This is a genomic window from Anseongella ginsenosidimutans, assembly GCF_008033235.1.
Taxonomy (GTDB): domain Bacteria; phylum Bacteroidota; class Bacteroidia; order Sphingobacteriales; family Sphingobacteriaceae; genus Anseongella; species Anseongella ginsenosidimutans.
The window spans coordinates 577,485-597,912 of sequence record NZ_CP042432.1; the positions used below are offsets into that span (position 1 = coordinate 577,485).

The 20,428-nt window shown below is 49.7% G+C and carries 17 protein-coding genes and 1 pseudogene; 2 read left to right on the top strand and 16 right to left on the bottom strand.

The window, feature by feature from the left end; all coding sequences use genetic code 11:
* Window positions 1-31: 31 nt before the first annotated feature.
* From FRZ59_RS02475 to rbsK, 4 genes and pseudogenes are all read right to left on the bottom strand, one after another.
* Complete coding sequence (locus FRZ59_RS02475) at window positions 32-1,606, bottom strand: RagB/SusD family nutrient uptake outer membrane protein (protein ID WP_132127451.1); 1,575 nt, start codon at window positions 1,604-1,606, stop codon at window positions 32-34.
* Window positions 1,607-1,617: 11 nt separating this feature from the next.
* Window positions 1,618-4,620 (bottom strand): SusC/RagA family TonB-linked outer membrane protein, encoded by a 3,003-nt coding sequence (locus FRZ59_RS02480; protein ID WP_132127450.1) that lies wholly within the window; start codon window positions 4,618-4,620, stop codon window positions 1,618-1,620.
* Window positions 4,621-4,660: 40 nt separating this feature from the next.
* Window positions 4,661-5,665 carry a GRP family sugar transporter gene (locus FRZ59_RS02485; protein ID WP_132127449.1) on the bottom strand — a complete coding sequence of 335 codons (1,005 nt, stop codon included), beginning with the start codon at window positions 5,663-5,665 and terminating at the stop codon, window positions 4,661-4,663.
* A 12-nt stretch (window positions 5,666-5,677) separates the two neighbouring features.
* A pseudogene (gene rbsK / locus FRZ59_RS02490) lies at window positions 5,678-6,603 on the bottom strand (ribokinase).
* 203 nt (window positions 6,604-6,806) lie between these two features.
* Between rbsK and FRZ59_RS02495 the strand changes: the two are divergent.
* Window positions 6,807-8,276: a hypothetical protein gene (locus tag FRZ59_RS02495; RefSeq protein WP_132127447.1), complete on the top strand. Its 1,470-nt coding sequence runs from the start codon at window positions 6,807-6,809 to the stop codon at window positions 8,274-8,276.
* A gap of 8 nt (window positions 8,277-8,284) precedes the next feature.
* Here the strand turns inward: FRZ59_RS02495 and FRZ59_RS18735 are convergent, their stop codons facing one another.
* From FRZ59_RS18735 to FRZ59_RS02530, 8 genes are all read right to left on the bottom strand, one after another.
* Entirely contained in the window at window positions 8,285-8,512 is a 228-nt protein-coding gene (locus tag FRZ59_RS18735) for a hypothetical protein (RefSeq protein ID WP_225975154.1), read from the bottom strand.
* Between the two features lie 41 nt (window positions 8,513-8,553).
* A complete protein-coding gene (locus FRZ59_RS02500) occupies window positions 8,554-9,444 on the bottom strand; it encodes an FG-GAP repeat domain-containing protein (protein WP_225975155.1) in 891 nt (296 codons plus the stop codon).
* On the bottom strand, window positions 9,441-9,818 hold the full coding sequence (gene crcB, locus FRZ59_RS02505) for a fluoride efflux transporter CrcB (protein ID WP_132127445.1): 378 nt from the start codon (window positions 9,816-9,818) through the stop codon (window positions 9,441-9,443). The genes FRZ59_RS02500 and crcB overlap by 4 nt, the downstream gene beginning before the upstream one ends.
* A gap of 40 nt (window positions 9,819-9,858) precedes the next feature.
* Entirely contained in the window at window positions 9,859-11,154 is a 1,296-nt protein-coding gene (locus FRZ59_RS02510) for an HAD-IB family phosphatase (protein ID WP_132127444.1), read from the bottom strand.
* Window positions 11,132-12,103 carry an NAD-dependent epimerase/dehydratase family protein gene (locus FRZ59_RS02515; protein ID WP_132127443.1) on the bottom strand — a complete coding sequence of 324 codons (972 nt, stop codon included), beginning with the start codon at window positions 12,101-12,103 and terminating at the stop codon, window positions 11,132-11,134. Before FRZ59_RS02515 ends, FRZ59_RS02510 begins: the two co-directional genes overlap by 23 nt.
* A gap of 64 nt (window positions 12,104-12,167) precedes the next feature.
* Window positions 12,168-12,647, bottom strand: coding sequence for a hypothetical protein (locus FRZ59_RS02520; RefSeq protein WP_147698215.1), 480 nt, complete (start codon window positions 12,645-12,647; stop codon window positions 12,168-12,170).
* Window positions 12,647-14,182 (bottom strand): DNA primase, encoded by a 1,536-nt coding sequence (gene dnaG / locus FRZ59_RS02525; RefSeq protein WP_147698216.1) that lies wholly within the window; start codon window positions 14,180-14,182, stop codon window positions 12,647-12,649. The genes FRZ59_RS02520 and dnaG overlap by 1 nt, the downstream gene beginning before the upstream one ends.
* A gap of 107 nt (window positions 14,183-14,289) precedes the next feature.
* The gene (locus tag FRZ59_RS02530; protein WP_132127441.1) at window positions 14,290-14,976 is read right to left on the bottom strand and encodes an ATP-binding protein; all 687 of its coding nucleotides are present in this window, start codon (window positions 14,974-14,976) and stop codon (window positions 14,290-14,292) included.
* Between the two features lie 153 nt (window positions 14,977-15,129).
* Between FRZ59_RS02530 and FRZ59_RS02535 the strand changes: the two genes are divergently transcribed.
* Window positions 15,130-15,843, top strand: a complete 714-nt coding sequence (locus FRZ59_RS02535) for a COG3650 family protein (RefSeq protein WP_132127440.1) — start codon at window positions 15,130-15,132, stop codon at window positions 15,841-15,843.
* 337 nt (window positions 15,844-16,180) lie between these two features.
* On the opposite strand, the gene FRZ59_RS02540 is transcribed toward FRZ59_RS02535, so the two are convergent.
* The 4 genes from FRZ59_RS02540 to FRZ59_RS02555 all read right to left on the bottom strand — a co-directional run bounded on the left by FRZ59_RS02540 (window position 16,181) and on the right by FRZ59_RS02555 (window position 20,391).
* A complete protein-coding gene (locus FRZ59_RS02540) occupies window positions 16,181-17,596 on the bottom strand; it encodes an NAD(P)(+) transhydrogenase (Re/Si-specific) subunit beta (RefSeq protein ID WP_132127439.1) in 1,416 nt (471 codons plus the stop codon).
* 18 nt (window positions 17,597-17,614) lie between these two features.
* A complete protein-coding gene (locus FRZ59_RS02545; RefSeq protein WP_132127438.1) occupies window positions 17,615-17,923 on the bottom strand; it encodes an NAD(P) transhydrogenase subunit alpha part 2 in 309 nt (102 codons plus the stop codon).
* A gap of 11 nt (window positions 17,924-17,934) precedes the next feature.
* Complete coding sequence (locus FRZ59_RS02550) at window positions 17,935-19,083, bottom strand: Re/Si-specific NAD(P)(+) transhydrogenase subunit alpha (RefSeq protein WP_132127437.1); 1,149 nt, start codon at window positions 19,081-19,083, stop codon at window positions 17,935-17,937.
* A gap of 120 nt (window positions 19,084-19,203) precedes the next feature.
* Complete coding sequence (locus FRZ59_RS02555) at window positions 19,204-20,391, bottom strand: M20 metallopeptidase family protein (RefSeq protein WP_132127436.1); 1,188 nt, start codon at window positions 20,389-20,391, stop codon at window positions 19,204-19,206.
* Between the last annotated feature and the right edge of the window lie 37 nt (window positions 20,392-20,428).

Sequence of the window (20,428 nt, forward strand, 5' to 3'; positions counted from 1 at the left end):
TTAAATGTTCGTGACAGGGCATTCCTCTTTATCAGGGATTATAACCGGGATTCTGCGGAAAGTTTTCTTTTCCCATAATATTCAGCTCCGAATTAGGCAAGGGCCAGCGGATATTATGTTCCTGGATATTTGTACGAGGCAGCAGGTAGTTTTCCGCCGTATAGGGATTTTCTTCGCCTGCATATTGCCTTACCTGGCTGATCAGCTTGCCGATTCGCTTCAGGAAGAACCAGCGATGCCCTTCCAGCCCAAGTTCACGGGCCTGTTCGTCCATGATCATTTGCTCCGTGATGGTTCCGGTTTCGGGAGCATTTCCTGCTCTTGTCCAGGTTTTATTGTAATATTTCAAGGCATTCGTATTATCGCCGTTCCGCATGTACGCTTCTGCGGCGAAGAGGTAGGTCTGTGCCAGGCGATAGACCATAAAATCCTTATAAGACCAGCCATCATCAGGTGAGGATACGGTCCATTGATCCACAAATTTGGTGGTAGTCGGATGGAAAGCAGTATAGTAAAGGCTTTTATTTTCCTCGGTAACCTTTACCACGTCGCCAACTTTTGTACCCGCCGGCATGCCGGGAACAACCTTGGTAACAATGTATTCGGTTTTATAAAATTGCTGGTAACGCTGATCATGTTCCTGGTCATACAGGCCGAACAAATAGGCATTCGGGTACATCCACCCCCATCCCCAACCGCCGTTCAGGAAACTCCGTTCACCGCATACTTTATCGTACCAAGGAATAAAATGCGACTGCATCCTGTTGGTGGCGACATCGTATCCGCCCTTGGCGCTTCGCAATATATAGAGTGATTCGCTGTGATCCAGTTTAGCGCCGGAGAACAATTGATCAAGCGGGACCAATGCATAGCCGGTATGCTTAAAGATCTCTTCGGTCTGCTTAATGGCTTCGGACCAGTTTTCCTGCCACATGGCCACGTTAGCTTTGATATGGCGGGCAAGCGCTTCGGTTACCTTACCGGGATCGCGTATGCCTTTATCCAGGTTCTCAATGGCATAATCCAGGTCGGAATTCACCAGGGCATAGATCTCTTCCGGGGTCGCGGGACGGTAATCTCTTGGCTGGTTTACGTTTTCCGGAGTAGTAGGTTCGGTATTCAGCCAGATGCGGTCGTATTTCTTGAATAGCCAGAAATAAGAGTGCGCCCTGAAATACCTTGCCTGGGCGATGGTATTTTTCACTTCCGGGTTTGATTCCGCCAGCTGCTCTCCATAGTAGATGATTTCATTGGCCTTGCCAATCACGGAATAGTGGTATTTCCAGATGGTGGAAGCTACGCCGTCCCCGTTCTGCATCTCAATCTTATCGTATATCCGATAGCCGTTGGCAGGCCCTCCGTTCATTACCGTAATATCCGTACCGCCGATGATCGACAGTATCTCCGCTCCATCCCACCACGCGCCGTCGCGTGGCCCGCGCTGCTCGAGTACGTACAAGCCGATCATGGCTTTTTCAAGCCCGGCTGGCGTCGAATATAGTTCTACCGAGGTCAGGCTGGTTTCGCTTTCCTCCATGAGCTGCTCCGTGCAGCTTGTCGCTGTAAGTGCGAACAGGGCGACAATTATTGTGAATAGCTTCTTCATGATACGCAGTATTAAAAGGTAATATCTAATCCGAATTGCACGACCCGGGCTTCAGGGTAGTCACCGGGGTTTGATTCGGGGCTATAGGATTGATAATCAGTGAACGTAAGGAAATTCTCCAGGCCGGCGTAGATCCGCAATGACTTCACAAAAGCCTGGCTGGCAAGAGAAGCGGGCAGCGTGTAGCCCAGGGTGACATTCCGTAAACGTACATAGGACGCATCCTGATAGCCGGTGACATTCAGGTAAGGATTGTTCATGCCGGATTCCCTGGGCCGGGGCGCTGTGTTTGAGGGATTTTCCGGTGTCCAGTAGTCCACCTTTAAGCCATTGGTCAGCCCGGTCAGGGCGCCGCCTGAATTACTGTCAAACAGATAGTGGTTCAGTTTGTAAACCCCGTTTACCCAGTAAAGATCCCAATACAGGTCAAAACCCTTGAATTTAAACGAAGAATTGAGCGAGGCGATGAATTTGGGGTCTCTGTTGTAAAGTATTTTATCGTCTTCATTGATCAGGTCATCATTGTTCAGGTCTTCCACACGAACATCTCCCGCCTGGGCGTTCAATGTCGGGTGTGCGTCCATAAAGGCCTGGTCAGAAGCCTGCCAGATACCGGCGAATTTATAATCGAAATAGGAGTTAACGGATTCCCCGATGAACCAATTGTTCCTCAGGTCATTCAAGGGTTTCCCTTCTTCATCGGTCCTTCCGTCTATCTTTACCAGTTTGTTGACGTTCCTGGAAAACATCAGGCCCACGTTCCATTGCAAATCATTTTTCATGAGAGGTACCAGGTTCACCATGACCTCTACCCCTGAATTCCGGACTTCGCCAAGGTTCACCGTTTGGGAAGTATAACCCAGGATATTGGGCAGGGACTTATTAACCAGCAAGTCAATCGTACGGGTATTATAATACTCTATGGACCCGGAAATCCTGTTGTTCAATAAACCGAAATCCAGTCCTATATTGGAGGATAAGGAAGTTTCCCACTTGAGATCCGGGTTGTATAAGGAAGAAGAAGGAAGAAAGCCGGAGGTAATGGCCGGAGTTCCCGCGTTATTCATGAGGATACCCTGATACAGGACGGTAACGCCCAGGGAATTATAAGGGGAAATTGCCTGGTTGCCTACCGCTCCGTAGCTGACGCGCAATTTCAAATCATCAAGCCAAAGGCTTTCTTTCAGGAATTCTTCCTGGGATACCCTCCACATTAATGAACCGGAAGGAAAATATCCGAATTTATTATTGGCGCCGAATACGGAAGAACCGTCCGCCCGCATGGTAAAGGTAGCAAGGTATTTATCCAGCATACTGTATCGCAGGCGGCCCATAAAGGATAATATTTTGCGGTCAGAGATTCCGCGCGTGGGAATATTCGCTTCCTGCGCGCTTCCTATCCCGTCCGCCCCGAAAATATCGGAAGGAAAGTCGGTCGCTGAAGTCCCAATGGATTCGTAGCGGATCTTGTTGATACTTTGCACCAGGGTGACGTCCAGGCGATGGATATCCATGTCTTTATTATAGGAAAGGATGTTTTCCAGCAGAAAGTCCGTGTTTTTCGATTCGGATACCGAACCGTTCCCATTGTAGATCCGACCGTTCTGATGAAGGCTTGTCTGGTAGAATTTGTTGGCGGAACCGTTGTTATTTACGCTTGTGTTCAACTTATAACTCAGGTCTTCCAGAATATCCCACTCGACAAACATATTGGCCAGTAAATTATTATACCTGGAAACATTGGATGATTCCTGCGAATTCCAGAGCGGGTTCGTGCTGTTCGACTCCCCTATTATATAATTCAGGTTGCCGTTCTCATCATAGGGCGTAGCATAGGGCGGCGCCGTCAGATGACGGTAGAATCCATCCCAGGAGCCGTCTTCGAACGTTTGCTTGCCATAGGAATAAGCAATGTTCCCACCCAGGGTCAGGTTGCTCAGGAGCTGGTGATCCAGGTTCAGGCGAAAATTGGTCCTGTTATACCCCGCGTCCCTGGCCAGTCCCTGCTGGTCCATATTTGCCGCTGAAAACAACAAGCGGGTACGGTCTGTACCTGAACGTACGCTGGCGTTATAGTGCCGCTGCCAGGCGTCGCGGATCATCAGTTTCTCCCAATCCGCTGTTTGATTGTTTTTTATGGCCGACAAGATAGCGGCCGGAAAAGCTTGTTCATCAGTCGGGTATTCCCCGCCATTCTTGGTGCGTACGGCTTCCCGCCGAAGCTGAGCCCATTCGTCCGGCGAGTAAACATCAAAATTACGCTTAAGCTGATGCAGCGACTGCACCGTGCTTACGTCCACCTGGAACGTATTGGCCTTCGCCCGTTTGGTGGTTACCAGGACCACGCCGTTGGCCGCCCGGGCGCCGTAAATGGCCGTTGACGCCGCGTCCTTCAGCACCTCGATCGTGGCAATGTCATTGATGTTCACATTATCAACATCCGAAACCGGAACTCCGTCAAGTACAAACAAGGGGCTGTTCCCGCCATTCAGCGACCGTGTACCGCGAATGGTAATGTTTGACCATCCTCCCGGACGGGCGTTACCCTGCGTAATATACACGCCTGATGCCTTGCCGCGAAGAAGCTCGGAGATGCTGGTGGAGGATTGCTGCGCCAGGTCATCCGCATCAATAGACACAATGGAACCGGATATATCGCTTTTTTTCTGGACACCATAACCGACCACGACCACTTCTTCCAGGTTGATATAATCAGGAACAAGAAGGATATCAAGGCTGGTTTCTCCATTCAGGGGGATTACCTGGCTTTGATACCCGACAAACGAGACTTCTAGCAAAGCTTCGGCGGAAGAAAGTTGAATGGAATATTCTCCGTTCTCATTGGTTACCACGCCGTTTGCCTGCCCAGGCTCCCTTACACTCGCACTTTCCAGGGGAGTTCCGGTGATACTGTCGGTTATTCGCCCTGTTACCCGTACCTGCGCGATCACAAACTGGCTGAACAGCACAAACATGGCGATCGTAAACACAGTTTTAGTCAATTTTCCTTTCATGTATTTTGGTATTTTGGTTATGTTATTCTAAAAGCTAAGATCATTTTCCGGCGGCGATGATGAGGCCTAGCCCCAGCACGAACAGGAGGAACATGCCTGCAATGAGTTGGTTGACACTTTTGGAAGCGCCTTTAAATTCTTTCCAGATAAGGACTCCCCAGAGAGCAGCTACAAGTGTGGCTCCTTGTCCGAGCCCATAGGAAATGGCCGGGCCGGCCTTTCCCGCTGCAATCAGGTTGAACAAATTTCCAAGCCCCCAGATGCATCCTCCAAGTATCCCGACAAAATGCAATCCCAGGCGGCCTTTGAAATAGGCCGCATAGCTGATGGGCGCGCCTTCAAGAGGCTTGCGCATTAATACGGTATTGAACACAAGATTGCTCGCAACAATTCCGGCGGCAAATATTACGAAAGCAGTATAAGGCGTCATTTTACCCGCAGCAGGCTCCCTAAAATTTTCCAGCTCCATGCCGGCTGCAATAAACGGATAGAAAGTAGACATCAGCCCGCCCGCAACGATCGCGATCAGGATCCACTTGCCGACCTCCTTTTTCCCGGCCTTGCCGGAATGTTTGCTATAGGCGACAGCATTCAGGATAATTGCCAATACCACAAGCGCCACGCCTGCAAATAATAACAGCGGATCTCCTTTGCTGGCCAGGTAATAGTTCAGTACCACGCCTATTACCAGGGCCAGGCCAATCCCGATGGGGAAGGCGACTGCCATACCGGCTCCCGCGATGGCCGCGGTGAGGAGAATATTGGCAAGGTTGAACACCACCCCTCCGATAACGGCGGTTCGGATATTATCCGGATGGGCTTGCGCGATATCCTCAAGAAAAGGGCGGCCGGATTCACCGGTACTGCCTAATGTAAAGGCTCCGATAATGGCAAGGAGCAGGATTCCCAGTACATAATCCCAATAGAATAGCTCAAACCGCCATTCCTTTCCCACCAACTTCTGCGTGTTGGCCCAGGAGCCCCAGCAGAGCATCGTGATCAGGCAGCATATAACTGCAAGGGCATAATTTTCTACAATGAACATATGATTCAGGTTCTATTTTACAGCATGCAATAACACTTCATTCCTGTAGGGGATGGACGACTGCGCTCCGAACCGGGTAACGGCAATAGCCGCCGCCCGGCAGGCAAATGAAACTGCCTCCACCAGGGTTTTCCCTTCGGCCAGCGCCGTGACCAGCGCACCGTTAAAAACATCCCCGGCGGCGGTCGTATCCACCGTTTCTACCTCCGGGGCGGGTATATGATGGAAGGCGCCATTGTCCATCACTACCGCTCCTCGTTTTCCCAGCGTGATGATCACGCTTTTAACGCCCTGGCGGATGATATTTTCGGCCGCCTCCCGGGCGCTGGCAATATCTTTTATTTCAATACCGGATAACATTTCGGCTTCGTTCTCATTTGGTGTGATCACGTCAATGAGGTGGAAAAGCTCCGGGATCAGGTTATTGGCCGGGGCCGGGTTAAGAACAACCATAAGTCCCCGCTCCCTGGCATAGCGGGCCGCAAATTCCACGGTTTCCATGGGAATTTCCAGCTGAATAAGCAGGATGGTACCGTCGGAATGTTTATCCAGGGCTTCGGCTACATTCTCAGGCTGCAGGTTGGCATTGGCTCCGGGAGCGACGACAATACTGTTTTCACCTGCCTGGTCCACCGTGATCATCGCGATCCCTGAGGGGGCGCCGGGATCCGAGAACACGCCTGTAATATCAACACCTTCCTGATCGAACAGCTGCGCAGACTGCTTTCCGAAGATATCATCGCCTATCTTCCCGATAAATGTTGCATGTCCCCCAGGCGGGCGACAGCAACTGCCTGGTTTGCACCTTTTCCGCCGGGGTTCATAAAGAATTCTCCCCCCAGCACCGTTTCCCCGGGCTTTGGTATGTGATCTGTTTTCACGACCATGTCCATATTTATACTTCCTACCACCAGAATTTTTCTGTCACGCATATACATTGATTAGGGGAAAAGCCCCGGTTAAGATTAAAATGTGAGTCGCTCTAGCCAAATATAGGGGACAATACAGACGGGAAATAGCCATATTTTCGTATTTTCATGAATTACAATCTCTAAAACCACGCAGCAATTTGTACATAAAGTATTATTTATCAATATATTACAGATAAATTTATTCAGGATTATATTAAATTTACAGGGCTATGCATGAACTGGAGACCTTGATAAGCTCGCTTTCCTCTGCCGAGAAGAAAAGCTTTAAAATATACTCCCGCAGGTATGAGGGGGATAAAGATTATTTGTTATTGTTCGATATCCTGAGCAAGGGAAAATCGGAGAACTTAGCCGGGGCAGAAGCTATTTTCAACAGCAAATCGCCTACGGGGTCTTTTGACAATGCTGCGAACTACCTGTTCCGGGTCCTTACCGATCAACTGGTTTCGGTACGCATCAGCCAGGACAAATGGTTCATGCGCCATCATTCTTTTATGAAAGCCCGCCTTTGCTTTGAGCGGTCGCTTCCGGAAAAAGGTTTGCAGGAACTAAGAAAAACACAAAAACTGGCCGAACAGGCGCAGGATCATATGCTGTATTATCAATCCATCCGCGAAGAACTGAATTGGCTGGCGGATGCCGGGTTTGCCAACCTTAGCGAACAGGAACTCGTAAACCGGCAGATGAAATCCAAGCATTCTTTAAAACTGCTGCACCAGATACATGAACATTATTCTTTGTATGAATTGCTGAAACACCGGATATTAAATGAACAGATAGGCCTGGATCAGAATAAAAAAACAATCAATGACCTGATCCTCGGCGAATTAGGCATCATCACAACGGGCGCCCGCTTCCAGTTTGAATCCAGGAAGATACATCTGCTGTTCCAGTCCTTTTTCCTGATTTACACGAAGCAATATATTTCCGCGCTGGAGGTTTTCAAGGAATTGAATAACTTATTCGAGGAAAATGAAAATCTTTGGAACTATCCTCCTTATGACAATCTTTCTGCATTGGAAGGAATCCTGAATAACCTGCGAAGTATAAAATATTATGCGGAAATGGATTATTATATCCGGAAACTTGAGCAGCTCGGCTGCCGCCCATACCCCGAGCATTTCAGAAATGCCGTATACCAAACCCTTTGCCTGTATCGTCTGAATAGGTCACTTGGCTTAAAACAATATAAATCAGCATTGCAGCAGATAAGGAGCATCGATCTGAATAAGGCGGATAAACAGCTGGAACTGCTTTTATTTTCAGCATTGGCGTATTTTCATAACCAGCAATACCAGCAGGCGAATAAATACATTTCCCAGGCATTAAATGACAATAAACCGGTCCGGTCATCAAGTATTTACCGGGTATGCCGCCTGATGCACATCATCATTCATTACGAACTGGGCAACATAGATTACCTGGATTACGAGATACGTGCTTATAAACGGTTCCGAAGCCAGCAGGGCAGATCATTTAAGATCGAAAAGCTGATCTTCTACCTGATAAAAGTCAATCCGAAGAAATGCAGCACAGCCAAAAAAAGAATTGCATTCAAAAAGATAAAGAGGGACATTGAAGAGATCAACAACAGCAAACAGGAAGAAGCCATTCAAAAATACTTCGACTTCTGTGAATGGATTGTCAAATTCTTTAAAACTGAAACTGCGCTTAACTGAAACTGCGTTTATTTAATTCGCTCAAAAAAGAATACGCCTTTTTTATTGGCGATGAGAATATCTTTCTGTCCATCCCCGGTGATATCTTCGACCACATTGTTCAGGCCGACACCCGAGTCGCGGTCTATTTCATGGAGGGTCCAGGATGGTTCGTTACCTGGTTTGAATTCAAACCAAACCAGCAGCGGGTCATTCTGCTCACCGGGGTCCTTGCCAAGGTGAGCAAAATAGCGCATTCCGGTTACCAGGTCGGGATAGCCGTCTCCGTTGAGGTCGGTCAGGGAAGTGGCATGGGTTTGGGATAGGGCTTTACTGATCTCGTGGGTTTCCCAGGTGCCTTCCCCTGAAGCCCCTGCTCATGCCACCAGACGCCGAAGCGATGGGCGGACGTGCTGATCACGTCCAGGTCGCCGTCCTTGTCAAAATCATAGGTGTACATCTGTGAACAATCCTCTCCAAAATTTGCCTCGTGGAATTTCCAGCCGGGCTGCCTGGGATCCGCGGGGGATTCCCACCAGCCTTCCTTGATCAGGACATCTTTTCTGCCGTCGCCGTTTACGTCATCAAAACCCAGTCCGTGTGAAAAAATATGGGTACCGGGCGCGTTGCTGCCGCTGATGGTATATCGCTGCCAGGTTGTTTCGCCCTTTTCCGAGGGGGCGCGCAGCCAGATCATTTCCTTTGCCTTTGAATCTGCGCAGATAAGGTCTGGCCGGCCGTCGCCGTCCACGTCTTCGAACCGGGGCGATTCATTGCCTACGGTCTCAAAAATAGTATGCACCTTCCAATGGCCCTCCTTATTCCGGGGGTTCTCATGCCAGTAAGCCGCCTTGCCCGGAAAATCGATGCGTATCTGGTCAATCCACCCGTCCTGGTTCACATCCATGCTGAAATTGAGCATGGAATTGCTGTAGCCTTTATCCACCGAAAAGGTTTGCGGCGCGGAAATCTCGTGAGCTTTCCAGGAAGGGGCCTCAAACCAGAAGGCTCCGGCCATAATGTCTGTTTGGCCATCCTGGTTGACATCCCCGGCAGCTATGCCTTCGGAAATAAATTCGCTGCTCAGCGTATGTTTTTTAAATTCAGGCTCTACGCCCGATTGGGCATGACAGGCGCCGCCTCCCAGCAGGCAGGCCGCAAATGGTACTAAAATAGCTCCTTTATTCATATCGGTCGGTTATTTGCCAGGTACATACCAAGAATGATCGCAGCTACACAAAGTATAAAATTTCCGGCAATATTCAATAGAACCAGCCAGGCCATGCCCTGCTTGTAAAGTTCCATGCTTTCCAGGGTAAAAGTAGAGAAGGTACTCAGCCCGCCGCAAAAGCCGGTGACAAAAAGCAGCCGGAGCAGCTGGTTCTGCCCGCTTTTGAGGGCCAGCCAGCCGATCACGAAACCCAGCAGCAGGCAGCTCAGCACATTTGCCAGGAGGGTGGCATAAGGAAACTGCGCCTGAACCGTTCCGAAATACCGGTTGATCAGGTATCTCAGCAGGGCCCCCAGGCCGCCGCCGCCGAATACGATCAATGCTTCCTTCATATCCGCTATTGTATTTGTCCGCCGGAATCTTTGCTCTGCGTTAATAAAGCATTCTGAATTTCACTGTATGCGGTATTTTTTTCAGGTCATTGATGACCGTCTTATCGTATTCTTCATTCACATCCGTGATCACATAACCGATCTGATCGTTGGTTTTCAGGTACTGGGCGAGGATATTGATATGGTGGCGGGCAAATACTTCGTTGATCTTTGCCATGATGCCGGGTTTATTCTCGTGAATATGAATAAACCGGTGGGCGCCGGCTAACTCAAACAGCTGAATATCCGGGAAGTTCACACTGAAGCCGGTAGATCCGGTATTAACGAAATCGATCACCCGTTTAGGGATGAACTGGCTGCTATAGCGGTTATTGCGCTTGTCATCCAGGATCACGATGCCCCTACGGGCGCAGTACTCATGGTCAACCTGCCCCTTGCTGTTGCCCAGGTAACCGATGACCTTGAGGCGGGTGCATTTTTCTATCCATTTATTGGTTAGCTTTTCTCCGCCGCCGGCTACGAGTATGCCCATATCCTTCAGGTACTTTTCTTCGACTTCGGCCTTTTTATGACGAATGGAATAGCCTTCAGCTTTTAAGATATCAATTGTTTCCGCCGGCACTTCTCCCAGCACCAGGCATTTTATGCGGTTCTTGGGATATGAAATGGCCATTGGCAGCTTGTTTACGTAAAGAAACTCGTCAAAGCTGGGCGTCACATGATCCGCTTTTTCAGCTACCGCGGCGCGTTCGATATTCTCGGTAAAGGCGTAGAATTTTTTTACGATCCCGGCTTCCTTCAACTGGAAATCGGAATAACCATCGCCGATCACAAAGACATCATCCTTCCAGTTCAGCTGGCGAAGCAGTTTCACTTTCCCCCCTTCTTCAGAGAGCGGATTGCTCTTATCATAACCGGCTATATTACCGTCAAAGTCAAAGAGAAAGGTGTTCGCAAAAATATTTTCGGGAGGAATATGATAGGCAGCTACCACCGGCGTAATAAATTCCTTAAAGCCGCCGGAAACAATGAATATTTGGTCGCTGTGTTTTTTAAAGAAATTACTGTTGCGGGAAAATGACTGGGATACCTTTTTCTTCAGTACTTTTACCAGCTGCCCCAGGTGTTTCTTATTGGCATGCAGAAGCTTTACCCTTCTTTCGAGGCTTTCTGTAAAAGAAAGGCGCCCTTCCATCGCGGCGTTGGTAAGGGATTCGATCTCTTTAACGATCTTTTCCTTTTCCGGATGGTTTTCCAGCGAAATGCGGACCAGCTCGTCCAGGGCTTCTACCTGGGTAAAAGTGCTGTCAAAATCAATGATGTACTTCATGCTCATTTACGATATCTCTGATAGTTTGTTCCAGCGGAATGAAATGTATTCCTGTGGCTTTTTTGATCTTTTCATTGGAATAGCGCGTTTCCCGGAAACCGGCCTTTACCGCGTCTTTGCTGATAAGCGGCTCCTTTCCCGTGATCAATGCGTATACCAGGTTGGCCCGCCAGGCGATCTCCAGCATCCAGCGTTTCAGCTGAAAGGAAGGCTGCGGCTTCCCAAGGGCGCCGGCGATCGCTGAAAACACCTCGCGGTAGGAGCGGTTTTCGGCATTGATAATAAAGCGTTCACCGGAGGCGCCGTTCTCCATCAGGGCGATAAGGCAGCTGGAAACATCCCTTACATCCACGTAACCGTTGGCGCCGGGAGTATAAAAACGCATCCCTTTCTTCACCACCCCAAACATGCGGCCGCTGCCCTGGCTCCAGTCCTTATCGGCAAGTACGATCGTGGGGTTTATGACCACCGCGTTCAGACCCTCAGCCACGCCCCGCCACACCTCGCATTCACTTTCATATTTGCTGATGCCATAGGCCCAGTTCTGTTCATCGTAATCAAACAGGGTTTTTTCGGTAATGAATTTACCGTCCTTCTCCCGGCCAAGCCCGGCCACTGAACTCACATGCGCCAGCTTTTCGACACCAAGCGCCAGGCAAAGATTTACCACATTCGCCGTACCCTGGATGTTTACCCGGTACATCTGCCGCCGCTCCCGGTTAGCAAGGGAAACCATGGCAGCACAGTGATAAACCTTCTGCGCGCCTTGCATCGCCTCTTCCAGGGCGCCCACGTGAAGCACATCCCCTTCTACCCATTCAATATTTCTATCGCGAAGAAAAGAAGGAATAACAGATGTCTTTCTTTTAAGCGCCCTTACCGGCTTGCCGCCTTCCGTGAGGTCGAACAACAAACGGGACCCGATAAAACCTGTTCCTCCTGTGACGAAGATCATAGGGCACGAATTTCAGCAAATTAATTCTGGCAATCAAGATGCCGCCGAATTTGAAAAACGGCGCTCATTTCAGGATCACGGTTCCGAGTTCTTTGGAAAGTTCCCGCTTGATATTGGACAGGCGGATATGTTCGAGTTGCAGAGCCATTTGTTCTTCGGTATCGGTTACCTCTTTAAGCTTCAGCTGGTTCCCGGCGATCATACGCATTACTTTCCGCATTTTCAGGTGAAAGATCGCGCTCAGCACGGCCTGGGCAAGTAATTCCGTTTCAGAAGGCACATAAATTCCATGCATGTTCTCCCAGTTCTCACTGATCACGTAGGGATTGGAAAGCAGCGCCACGGCTAGCTGCCGGACATCTTCCTGCGAATGACGCGTAAATTCCAGGGGATTGAATTCCTTCTCCTGCTTCAGGGCATCCTTTATTTCATCCAGGATCTGTTTAACAGGCGTGTTGCCAAATTCCACATCCTCCAGGTTGGAAACCAGGAACTGGTTGATGGAAAGACCTTCGTTCAATTCTTCATGGCCATAGTTCAGCATCAGGCGGACAATCTCCCTTTCCTGGGCATCGTCATTATCCGAAAGGACGGCCGGTTCAATGCTTTCAGCGCCCGCTGCCTGCCATGCTTCCTCCCCGGGATGCGCTTCCCCGCCGGAAGCCGCGCCCTGTCCCGGATAAGCGCCCGTTTGCCCGGCGCCCCCCCTTTCTGAACCGCTTCCCGGAAATGCCGGGGCCCCGCCCCTGAAGGCCGCTTCCGCTCCTGCTTTAGCTGTTTCATCCGCAGCTTATTCAGCTCCGTAAGCAGCGCGCGTTCGTCTATCTGGAGTATGCGGCTGGCCTCGGCGACAAATACCGACGCTTTAATGCTGTCCGGTATTTTTGAAATGCTTTCCACAATCTCACTAATAGCCGTCGCCCGCTTTATGGGATCATTCGCCGTTTCCGCCAGTAACAGATCCGCCTTAAAAAGAATAAAATCCTTCTGATTCGCTTTGATGTATTCCCGGCAGGCCGCGCCACCCGATTTTCGCACAAAAGAATCCGGATCATGCCCTTCCGGGAACAAGACTACCTTTACGTTCATCCCCTCTTCAAGGATCATATCAATTCCGCGCAGAGAAGCCTTGATCCCCGCCGGATCGCCATCGTAAAGAATGGTAATATTTTTTGTGTAACGGCTGATCAGCCGTATCTGGCCGGCAGTAAGGGAAGTGCCCGAGGAAGCCACCACATTTTCAATCCCCGACTGGTGCAAAGAAATAACGTCTGTATAGCCTTCCACCAGTAAACAGCTGTCTTCTTCCCTGATCTTATTGCGGCCGTAAAATATCCCGTAGAGCGTATCGCTCTTGTGATAAATCAGCGATTCCGGGGAATTTACATATTTGGCCGTTTTCGCCCCCGTCCGCAGTACCCGGCCCCCGAAACCGATCACCCGCCCGGTAAGGTTGTGAATAGGGAACAATACCCTTCCCCGGAAACGGTCATAAAGGCTTCCCTTTTCCGCGTTTTTCACTGAGAGCCCGGTACCGATGAGGTACTCTTCGCGAAAACCTTCAGCGAGCGCTTTCCGAGTAAGTGGTTCCCACTCGTCCGGGGAATAGCCCAGCTGGAATTTCTTAATGGTTTCATCGCGGAAGCCGCGTTCCCTGAAATAGGCCAGGCCAATGTCGCGGCCCTCCTCCGTTTCAAACAGGGTTTCACCAAAATAAGCCCGGGCATACTCATTTAGGGCAAAAAGATTTTCCCGCTCATCTTTTTGGACAGGGTCTTCGGCTGGCCCCGTCTCATCCAGCTCAATGCCATACTTTTTCGCCAGGTAGCGAATGGCTTCCGGGTAAGAATATTTTTCGTGTTCAATCACGAAATCCACCGCGTTTCCCCCCTTGCCGCAGCCAAAGCACTTGAAAATGCCCCGCGCAGGGTTCACGTTAAAAGAAGGCGTTTTCTCGTTATGAAAGGGACACAGGCCAATGTAATTACTTCCCCGCTTTTTCAGGGTCACAAAATCGCCCACCACCTCAACAATGTCGGCGGTAGCGAATATCTGCTCTATGGAACCCGGGGAAATCATGGAAAGTCAAAGTTAAGTCTTTTCCCCCGAAATGGCCCATTCGGTTCCGCGAAAAGACCCCTTCAGTTTTAAAACAGCGACACAGGGTTTATCTTCAGAAATTCCTCTCAGGGAAGCCCGCGGCTGCCGATCAAAAGGGATTTGTGAACGCCGAATTGTTTTTCAAAGGCACTTATTCCCGGCGCAGCCTGCTCGTTATTACTTTTTACTTCCAGGCAAATGATCTTTCCTCTTCGCTCCAGCACAAAATCCACTTCCTGGTTTCCGTATCGCCAGTAATATACCTTATAACCTTCGGAAAAGGAGCAATTTAACAGATGTGCGCCAATGGAGGATTCAACGACATGCCCCCAGACTGACAGCTGCGACCGTACCTCCATAAATAACTCGCTTCGTTGAGCGCTTATCAGGGCATTATTATGTACCTGAAATTTAGGGCTGGAAGACCGCTTCCTAACCACATCCGCTGCATATTTTTCGATGCCTCCGAGCAAGCCAACAGTATCCAGCAGAACCAGGTAATGGGATAACGTAGTCGTGTTACCAGCATCCTGCAATTGCCCCAATATTTTTGTAAAAGAAAGGATTCGTCCAGAATAAAGACATCCCAATTCAAACAATCGCTTTAGAAGGGCCGGTTTATCCACCCTGGTCAACATCAGAATGTCCTTGGAAATACTGGTTTCAATAAGCGAATTACTGACGTATTGCTTCCAGCGCTCTTCGTCCTTTATAAGCGGGGCGGACCCGGGATAACCTCCACTGAATAAAGCGACGGGGCTCTCTAGCTCTATCTATAAGGCCCTGTAAATAAGGGCGTTGGAACATATTCGATTATTTACTCAATACGTTGAGTAAAATTACTCAATACACTGAGTAAAACAAATATAAAGACTATTTCAAATTGGCAGGTAATTTGTTTCATTCCCGGAGTGAAGAAAAATTATATGAAAATAATTCAGCAATCCGGTTTTGGCATACTAGCTTCCCTCCTTCTTTTCTCCTGCAATCCGGGAAGAGAAAATACTGAGAACAATGCCGGAACACAGCCGGACACGGTGACATTAAAAGGTATTTATACATACAGTCCTAAGCTAAGCAGCTTTATGGAATGTGGTGACGACAGTACAACGTATTGGCTTTCCGATCCGGACAGCCTCCTGGGAATACGGGCCCGGGAATTTCAGTTCTTTCCTTCTGACCGGAATTCCGTCTTCGCCGAACTGGAAGCGGTAAAACTGCCGCCGCAAGACAGAGGCACGGGCGCGGAATACGATAGCCTGCTGAAAGTGGTAAAGGTTCTCAACGTGAGCGCCAAGAATTTCAGGACCGATTGTTTTCCCTATGATTTCTGGTGCCTGGGCAACGAGCCTTTCTGGTCGGTGGAAATTTCAGGAGGCGAGAACCTTATCCGCCTGACGGACATGGGTACGGAATCCGCATATTATTACCAGTACACCGAACCTGTTATTGAGGGAGACAATTATACCTATGATGTCCCCGCCGAAGCCGGGCAGCCCTCCCTGAAGATCATCGTAAAAAAGGAAGAATGCTCCGACGGCATGTCGGACCGAAATTACGATTACAGCGTAACGGTTCATGCCGGCGACCGAACCTTAACAGGCTGCGCTATTTCGGGTAAAGGAGTTTCCAGTTTTTAGTCCGACATGTTCAGAAAATTGACAAAAATGTACACGTTATCAAAACATGTCGTTAATAAACTGGACGCGTCATGAAGACTTTCGATATCAATGACGACCTCGTTCGCAAATTAGGGAATTAAGCTCATCCTGTACATATCGAAGTTGCTTCGCAACAGTTTATAGTTTTTGGTTTGTAGTTTTTAGTTAAAAGAGGCTTCGCAACCATGCGGCGAACTTTGTATTTAAAACTTGAAACTCGCCGAACAGCGCTCCCACCTCTAAAAACTATAAACTAAAAACTTGAAACTCACCCCCCACTCTACAAACTATAAACTATAAACTAAAAAAGTTTAAACTATTCAAGGCTTTTTAATTCGGTAACGAGTTGTGTAATGGCGGTTTTGGCGTCTGCGAACAGCATGGAGCAATTATCGTAACCGAACAGCTCGTTGTCGATGCCGGCGTAACCGGTGTTCATGCTTCGTTTAACGACGATCACATTCCGGGCTTCTTCCACGTTCAGTACAGGCATTCCGAAAATCGGGCTGGAAGGATCGCTTTTGGCGGCCGGATTTACTACGTCGTTGGCGCCTACTACCAGCACGACATCCGTAGTGGGGAATTCCGGGTTAACTTCCTCCATTTCCGAGAGCTTTTCATAGGCCACGTTTGCCTCAGCAAGCAGTACGTTCATATGACCCGGCATACGGCCAGCCACGGGATGAATAGCGTATTTTACTTCTACGCCTTTAGCTTCCAGAATGGATTCCATGTCATGAATAGCGTGCTGCGCCTGCGCAACAGCCAGTCCATATCCGGGTACGACGATCACCTTTTGCGCATAATTCAAAAGAATGGCCACGTCCGATATGCTGGTCGCCTTCACATTGCCACCTTCCTTTGCGCTGCCTTCCGCGGCTTTTGCGCCTGAACCAAATCCGCCGAAGATCACGTTGGTGAGAGAGCGGTTCATGGCGCGGCACATAACAATGGTCAGCAGGGTACCGGCCGAACCTACCAGGATACCGCCTGTAAGCATTACCTGGTTATCATAGAGGAAGCCTCCAAAGGCCGCCGCTACCCCGGTAAAGGAGTTCAGCAGGGAAATCACCACCGGCATATCGGCTCCCCCGATGGGGATTACGAAAAGAATCCCGTACAGCAGGGACAGGGCAAAAAGACCATAAAAATATGGATACGGGTCAGCGGGGATCTGCCGGATGATGATGAAGGAAATCACCACGATCCCGATCATTATCAGGATATTAATAATATTGTAAAGCGGAAAGCGGATATTTTTCTTCATAATGCCCTGCAGTTTTGCAAAGGCGATCATGCTTCCGGAAAAGGAAACGCTCCCGATCACCAGGCCTGCGACCATTGTAAGTAAAATACCAGCGGTAGCGCTGCCGGCGGACATGTGCATCAGGTGGTCGAACTCCGAAATAGAAATAAGGGCCGCACAGGCGCCTCCCATCCCGTTGAACAGGCTCACCATCTGCGGCATGGCCGTCATTTTTACTTTAACGGCCGAAAGCCATCCGGCAATGGTGCCAATCACCAATCCGCCGATGATCCAGCCGTAATTCCCAATTCGTTCTCCCGCCTCGTTCTTGTGAAAGGCCATCGTGGCCAGGATAGCCAGGCCCATTCCCAGGGCGGCAAGTATATTTCCCCGCCTGGCTGTTTTGGGATCGCCAAGCATTTTCAGCCCGAAAATAAAAAGAACGGATGCTATCAGGTAGGTAATTGCGAGTATGTACTGCTCCATATATATTCAGTAGGGAAATTATTTCTTTTTCTTAAACATTTCCAGCATGCGGTCGGTCACAACAAAACCTCCCACTACGTTTAACGTTCCCAGCACCACGGCCAGGAAGCCGAGTATCAGCGCCGCTATATTTCCGGGATCGGCATGGCCCATGACAATAATAGCTCCGATGATCACGACGCCGTGAATGGCGTTCGCACCGGACATCAGGGGCGTATGCAAGGCGGAGGGCACTTTGGAGATCACCTCCACACCCACAAATATGGAAAGGATAATGATATAGATCATTTCCATATGATCACCTATAAATGAAAGGATTGATTCCATGATGGTCAGAATTAGGCGCTTTGCGCGGCGTTATTTAACAGTTGTTTTGTAGATTCATGCACCAGCTGCCCGTCGTGAGTAATAAGACAGCCTTTGGTGATCTCTTCTTCCCTATCCAGTTTGAATCCTTCTCCATTTCCAAGGTGAAGCAGCAATGTAGAAATATTTTTAGCGAATAGTTCACTGGCGTTTACCGGAAGCAGCGAGGGAAGGTTGGTTTGCCCCACGATCTTCACACCGTGGTTCACGACGGTTTTTCCGGCTTCGCTCAGCGAGCAATTCCCGCCTTGTTCCACGGCCATATCCACGATGACCGAACCGGGTTTCATCAGCCTCACCATATCTTCGGTGATGAGTACGGGCGCCTTTCTTCCGAAAACCTGAGCGGTGGTAATCACCAGGTCGGCCTGTGCGATATGTTTTTCCACCAGTTCCTTTTGCTTACGGAGAAAATCTTCCGAGACTTCGCGGGCATACCCGCCTTCGGTTTTAATCCCTTCAGCGGAGTCAACCACCAGGAATTTACCGCCAAGGGATTCCACCTGTTCTTTTGTTTCCGGCCGGACGTCCGTCACTTCCACTACGGCTCCCAGCCGCTTGGCCGTAGCTACAGCCTGCAGGCCCGCTACCCCTGCGCCAAAGATCAGCACTTTGGAAGGGGTGATGGTCCCGGCCGCCGTCATTAAAAGCGGGAAGATCTTTCCCATTTCATTTGCCCCGATGATCACGGCTTTATACCCGGCAAGATTTGCCTGGGAACTCAGAACGTCCATTTTTTGGGCGCGTGAGATCCGCGGTACGGCGTCAAGCGCAAACGACGTCACCCCTTGCCTGGAACAGGCCTCCACAAGGGCCGGGTTGGAGAATGCATACATCATTGAGATCAGCACGGCTCCTTTCTTCATCTGAGCAACCTCATCCGGAGAAGGAGGATTCACTTTCAGCACCACATCCGCTGCGGCCCAGGCGGCGCTTTGACCGGCAATTAACGCCCCGGCGCCCTGGTATGCTTCATCGCTGAAGCCCGCTCCGCTGCCCGCGTCCGGTTCAATATAACATTCGAACCCTTCGGCAATCAATTGTTTGACTACGGAAGGTGTTAAAGCCACGCGGTTTTCACCGGAACGGCTTTCTTTAGGAACATATATTTTTAAACCCATAGATTTTGGCGCTAAAATACAACTTTGCAATAAAAAACCGCCTCAAATTTATTATTTTGACGGGTGCAGCAATCATGCTGTCAATATTCATGATCTTATATACGGGAAATACCGGCGGTTTCAGTTCCCGAGTTCTTTAAGGGCCAGGAAAGCCATTAAACCGGGGCCGGTTTCCAGGGCGGTTTCATCTATATCAAAAGTTGGAGTATGCACACCTGAAATAATGCCCTTACTTTCATTCCGGATGCCTAATCGGTAAAAGCACGCCGGGGTCACCTGCGAATAAAATGCAAAGTCTTCGGCAGCCATCCAGATATCCAGGTCCAGTACGTTTTCCTTTCCAAGGTACTCTTCCGCATAACGGCGGGCGGACGCGGTCAGTTTTTCCTCATTCACCAGGAAAGGGTAACCTTTACGGACCTCAAATTCGCAGCTCCCTCCCATTCCTTCCGCAATGCTTTCGGCCATCTTTTTCATCTTTAAATGCGCGTCGCTGCGCCAGGCCTCGTCCAGCGTACGAAATGTTCCTTCCATCTTTACTTCAACCGGTATGACATTCGTGGCGCCCGCGGCGGTCACTTTTCCGAAGGATAATACCGAAGGTACAAGCGGGTTAGCGTTCCGGCTAACGATCTGCTGAAGCGCAACCACGATATGCGAAGCGATCAGCACCGGGTCAATATTCAGATGAGGCATGGCTCCATGGCCGCCCTTTCCGCGGACAGTCACATAGATCTCGTCCGTGCTGGCCATGTACTTTCCGGAGCGGAAGCCCACCTTACCCGCGTCGATCAGGGGCATTACGTGCTGCCCGAGTACTCCCTGGGGAACGGGGTTTTCCAGCACGCCTTCTTTGATCATCAGGCTCGCCCCTCCCGGAAGTTTTTCTTCACCGGGCTGAAAAATTAATTTAATTGTTCCGGAAAATTCCTGTTTTAGCTCCGAAAGGATTTTCGCGGTGCCCAGCAGCGAAGACGTATGCACATCATGCCCGCAGGCATGCATCACTCCTTCGTTCTTTGACTTGTATTCGGCAGTATTTGCTTCCACTATCGGCAAAGCATCCATGTCCGCCCGCAAGGCGATCACTTTTTCCGGACCCTTCTTCTCCCCTTTTAATAAGGCTGCCAGGCCGGTATTTGCTTTCTTTTCAAATGGAATACCCAGTGCGGACAGCTTTTCGGCCACAAACGCCGATGTATTATGTTCTTCAAATGATAATTCGGGATGCATGTGCAGGTGCCGCCGGTTCAGCACCGTTTCGTTGTGCAGATCGCTCGCTAACTGCCGGATTTTTTCTTTAAGCATTTGAGGTAAAGATAGGGGTTTGCTTTGAAAGACAGGA

Bases quoted from the DNA above. Each gene is read 5' to 3' on its own strand.
- FRZ59_RS02475 (WP_132127451.1), bottom strand. From the start codon at position 1,606: ATGAAGAAGCTATTCACAATAATTGTCGCCCTGTTCGCACTTACAGCG.
- FRZ59_RS02480 (WP_132127450.1), bottom strand. From the start codon at position 4,620: ATGAAAGGAAAATTGACTAAAACTGTGTTTACGATCGCCATGTTTGTG.
- FRZ59_RS02485 (WP_132127449.1), bottom strand. From the start codon at position 5,665: ATGTTCATTGTAGAAAATTATGCCCTTGCAGTTATATGCTGCCTGATC.
- FRZ59_RS02495 (WP_132127447.1), top strand. From the start codon at position 6,807: ATGCATGAACTGGAGACCTTGATAAGCTCGCTTTCCTCTGCCGAGAAG.
- FRZ59_RS18735 (WP_225975154.1), bottom strand. From the start codon at position 8,512: ATGCGCTATTTTGCTCACCTTGGCAAGGACCCCGGTGAGCAGAATGAC.
- FRZ59_RS02500 (WP_225975155.1), bottom strand. From the start codon at position 9,444: ATGAATAAAGGAGCTATTTTAGTACCATTTGCGGCCTGCCTGCTGGGA.
- crcB (WP_132127445.1), bottom strand. From the start codon at position 9,818: ATGAAGGAAGCATTGATCGTATTCGGCGGCGGCGGCCTGGGGGCCCTG.
- FRZ59_RS02510 (WP_132127444.1), bottom strand. From the start codon at position 11,154: ATGAGCATGAAGTACATCATTGATTTTGACAGCACTTTTACCCAGGTA.
- FRZ59_RS02515 (WP_132127443.1), bottom strand. From the start codon at position 12,103: ATGATCTTCGTCACAGGAGGAACAGGTTTTATCGGGTCCCGTTTGTTG.
- FRZ59_RS02520 (WP_147698215.1), bottom strand. From the start codon at position 12,647: ATGCTGAACTATGGCCATGAAGAATTGAACGAAGGTCTTTCCATCAAC.
- dnaG (WP_147698216.1), bottom strand. From the start codon at position 14,182: ATGATTTCCCCGGGTTCCATAGAGCAGATATTCGCTACCGCCGACATT.
- FRZ59_RS02535 (WP_132127440.1), top strand. From the start codon at position 15,130: ATGAAAATAATTCAGCAATCCGGTTTTGGCATACTAGCTTCCCTCCTT.
- FRZ59_RS02540 (WP_132127439.1), bottom strand. From the start codon at position 17,596: ATGGAGCAGTACATACTCGCAATTACCTACCTGATAGCATCCGTTCTT.
- FRZ59_RS02545 (WP_132127438.1), bottom strand. From the start codon at position 17,923: ATGGAATCAATCCTTTCATTTATAGGTGATCATATGGAAATGATCTAT.
- FRZ59_RS02550 (WP_132127437.1), bottom strand. From the start codon at position 19,083: ATGGGTTTAAAAATATATGTTCCTAAAGAAAGCCGTTCCGGTGAAAAC.
- FRZ59_RS02555 (WP_132127436.1), bottom strand. From the start codon at position 20,391: ATGCTTAAAGAAAAAATCCGGCAGTTAGCGAGCGATCTGCACAACGAA.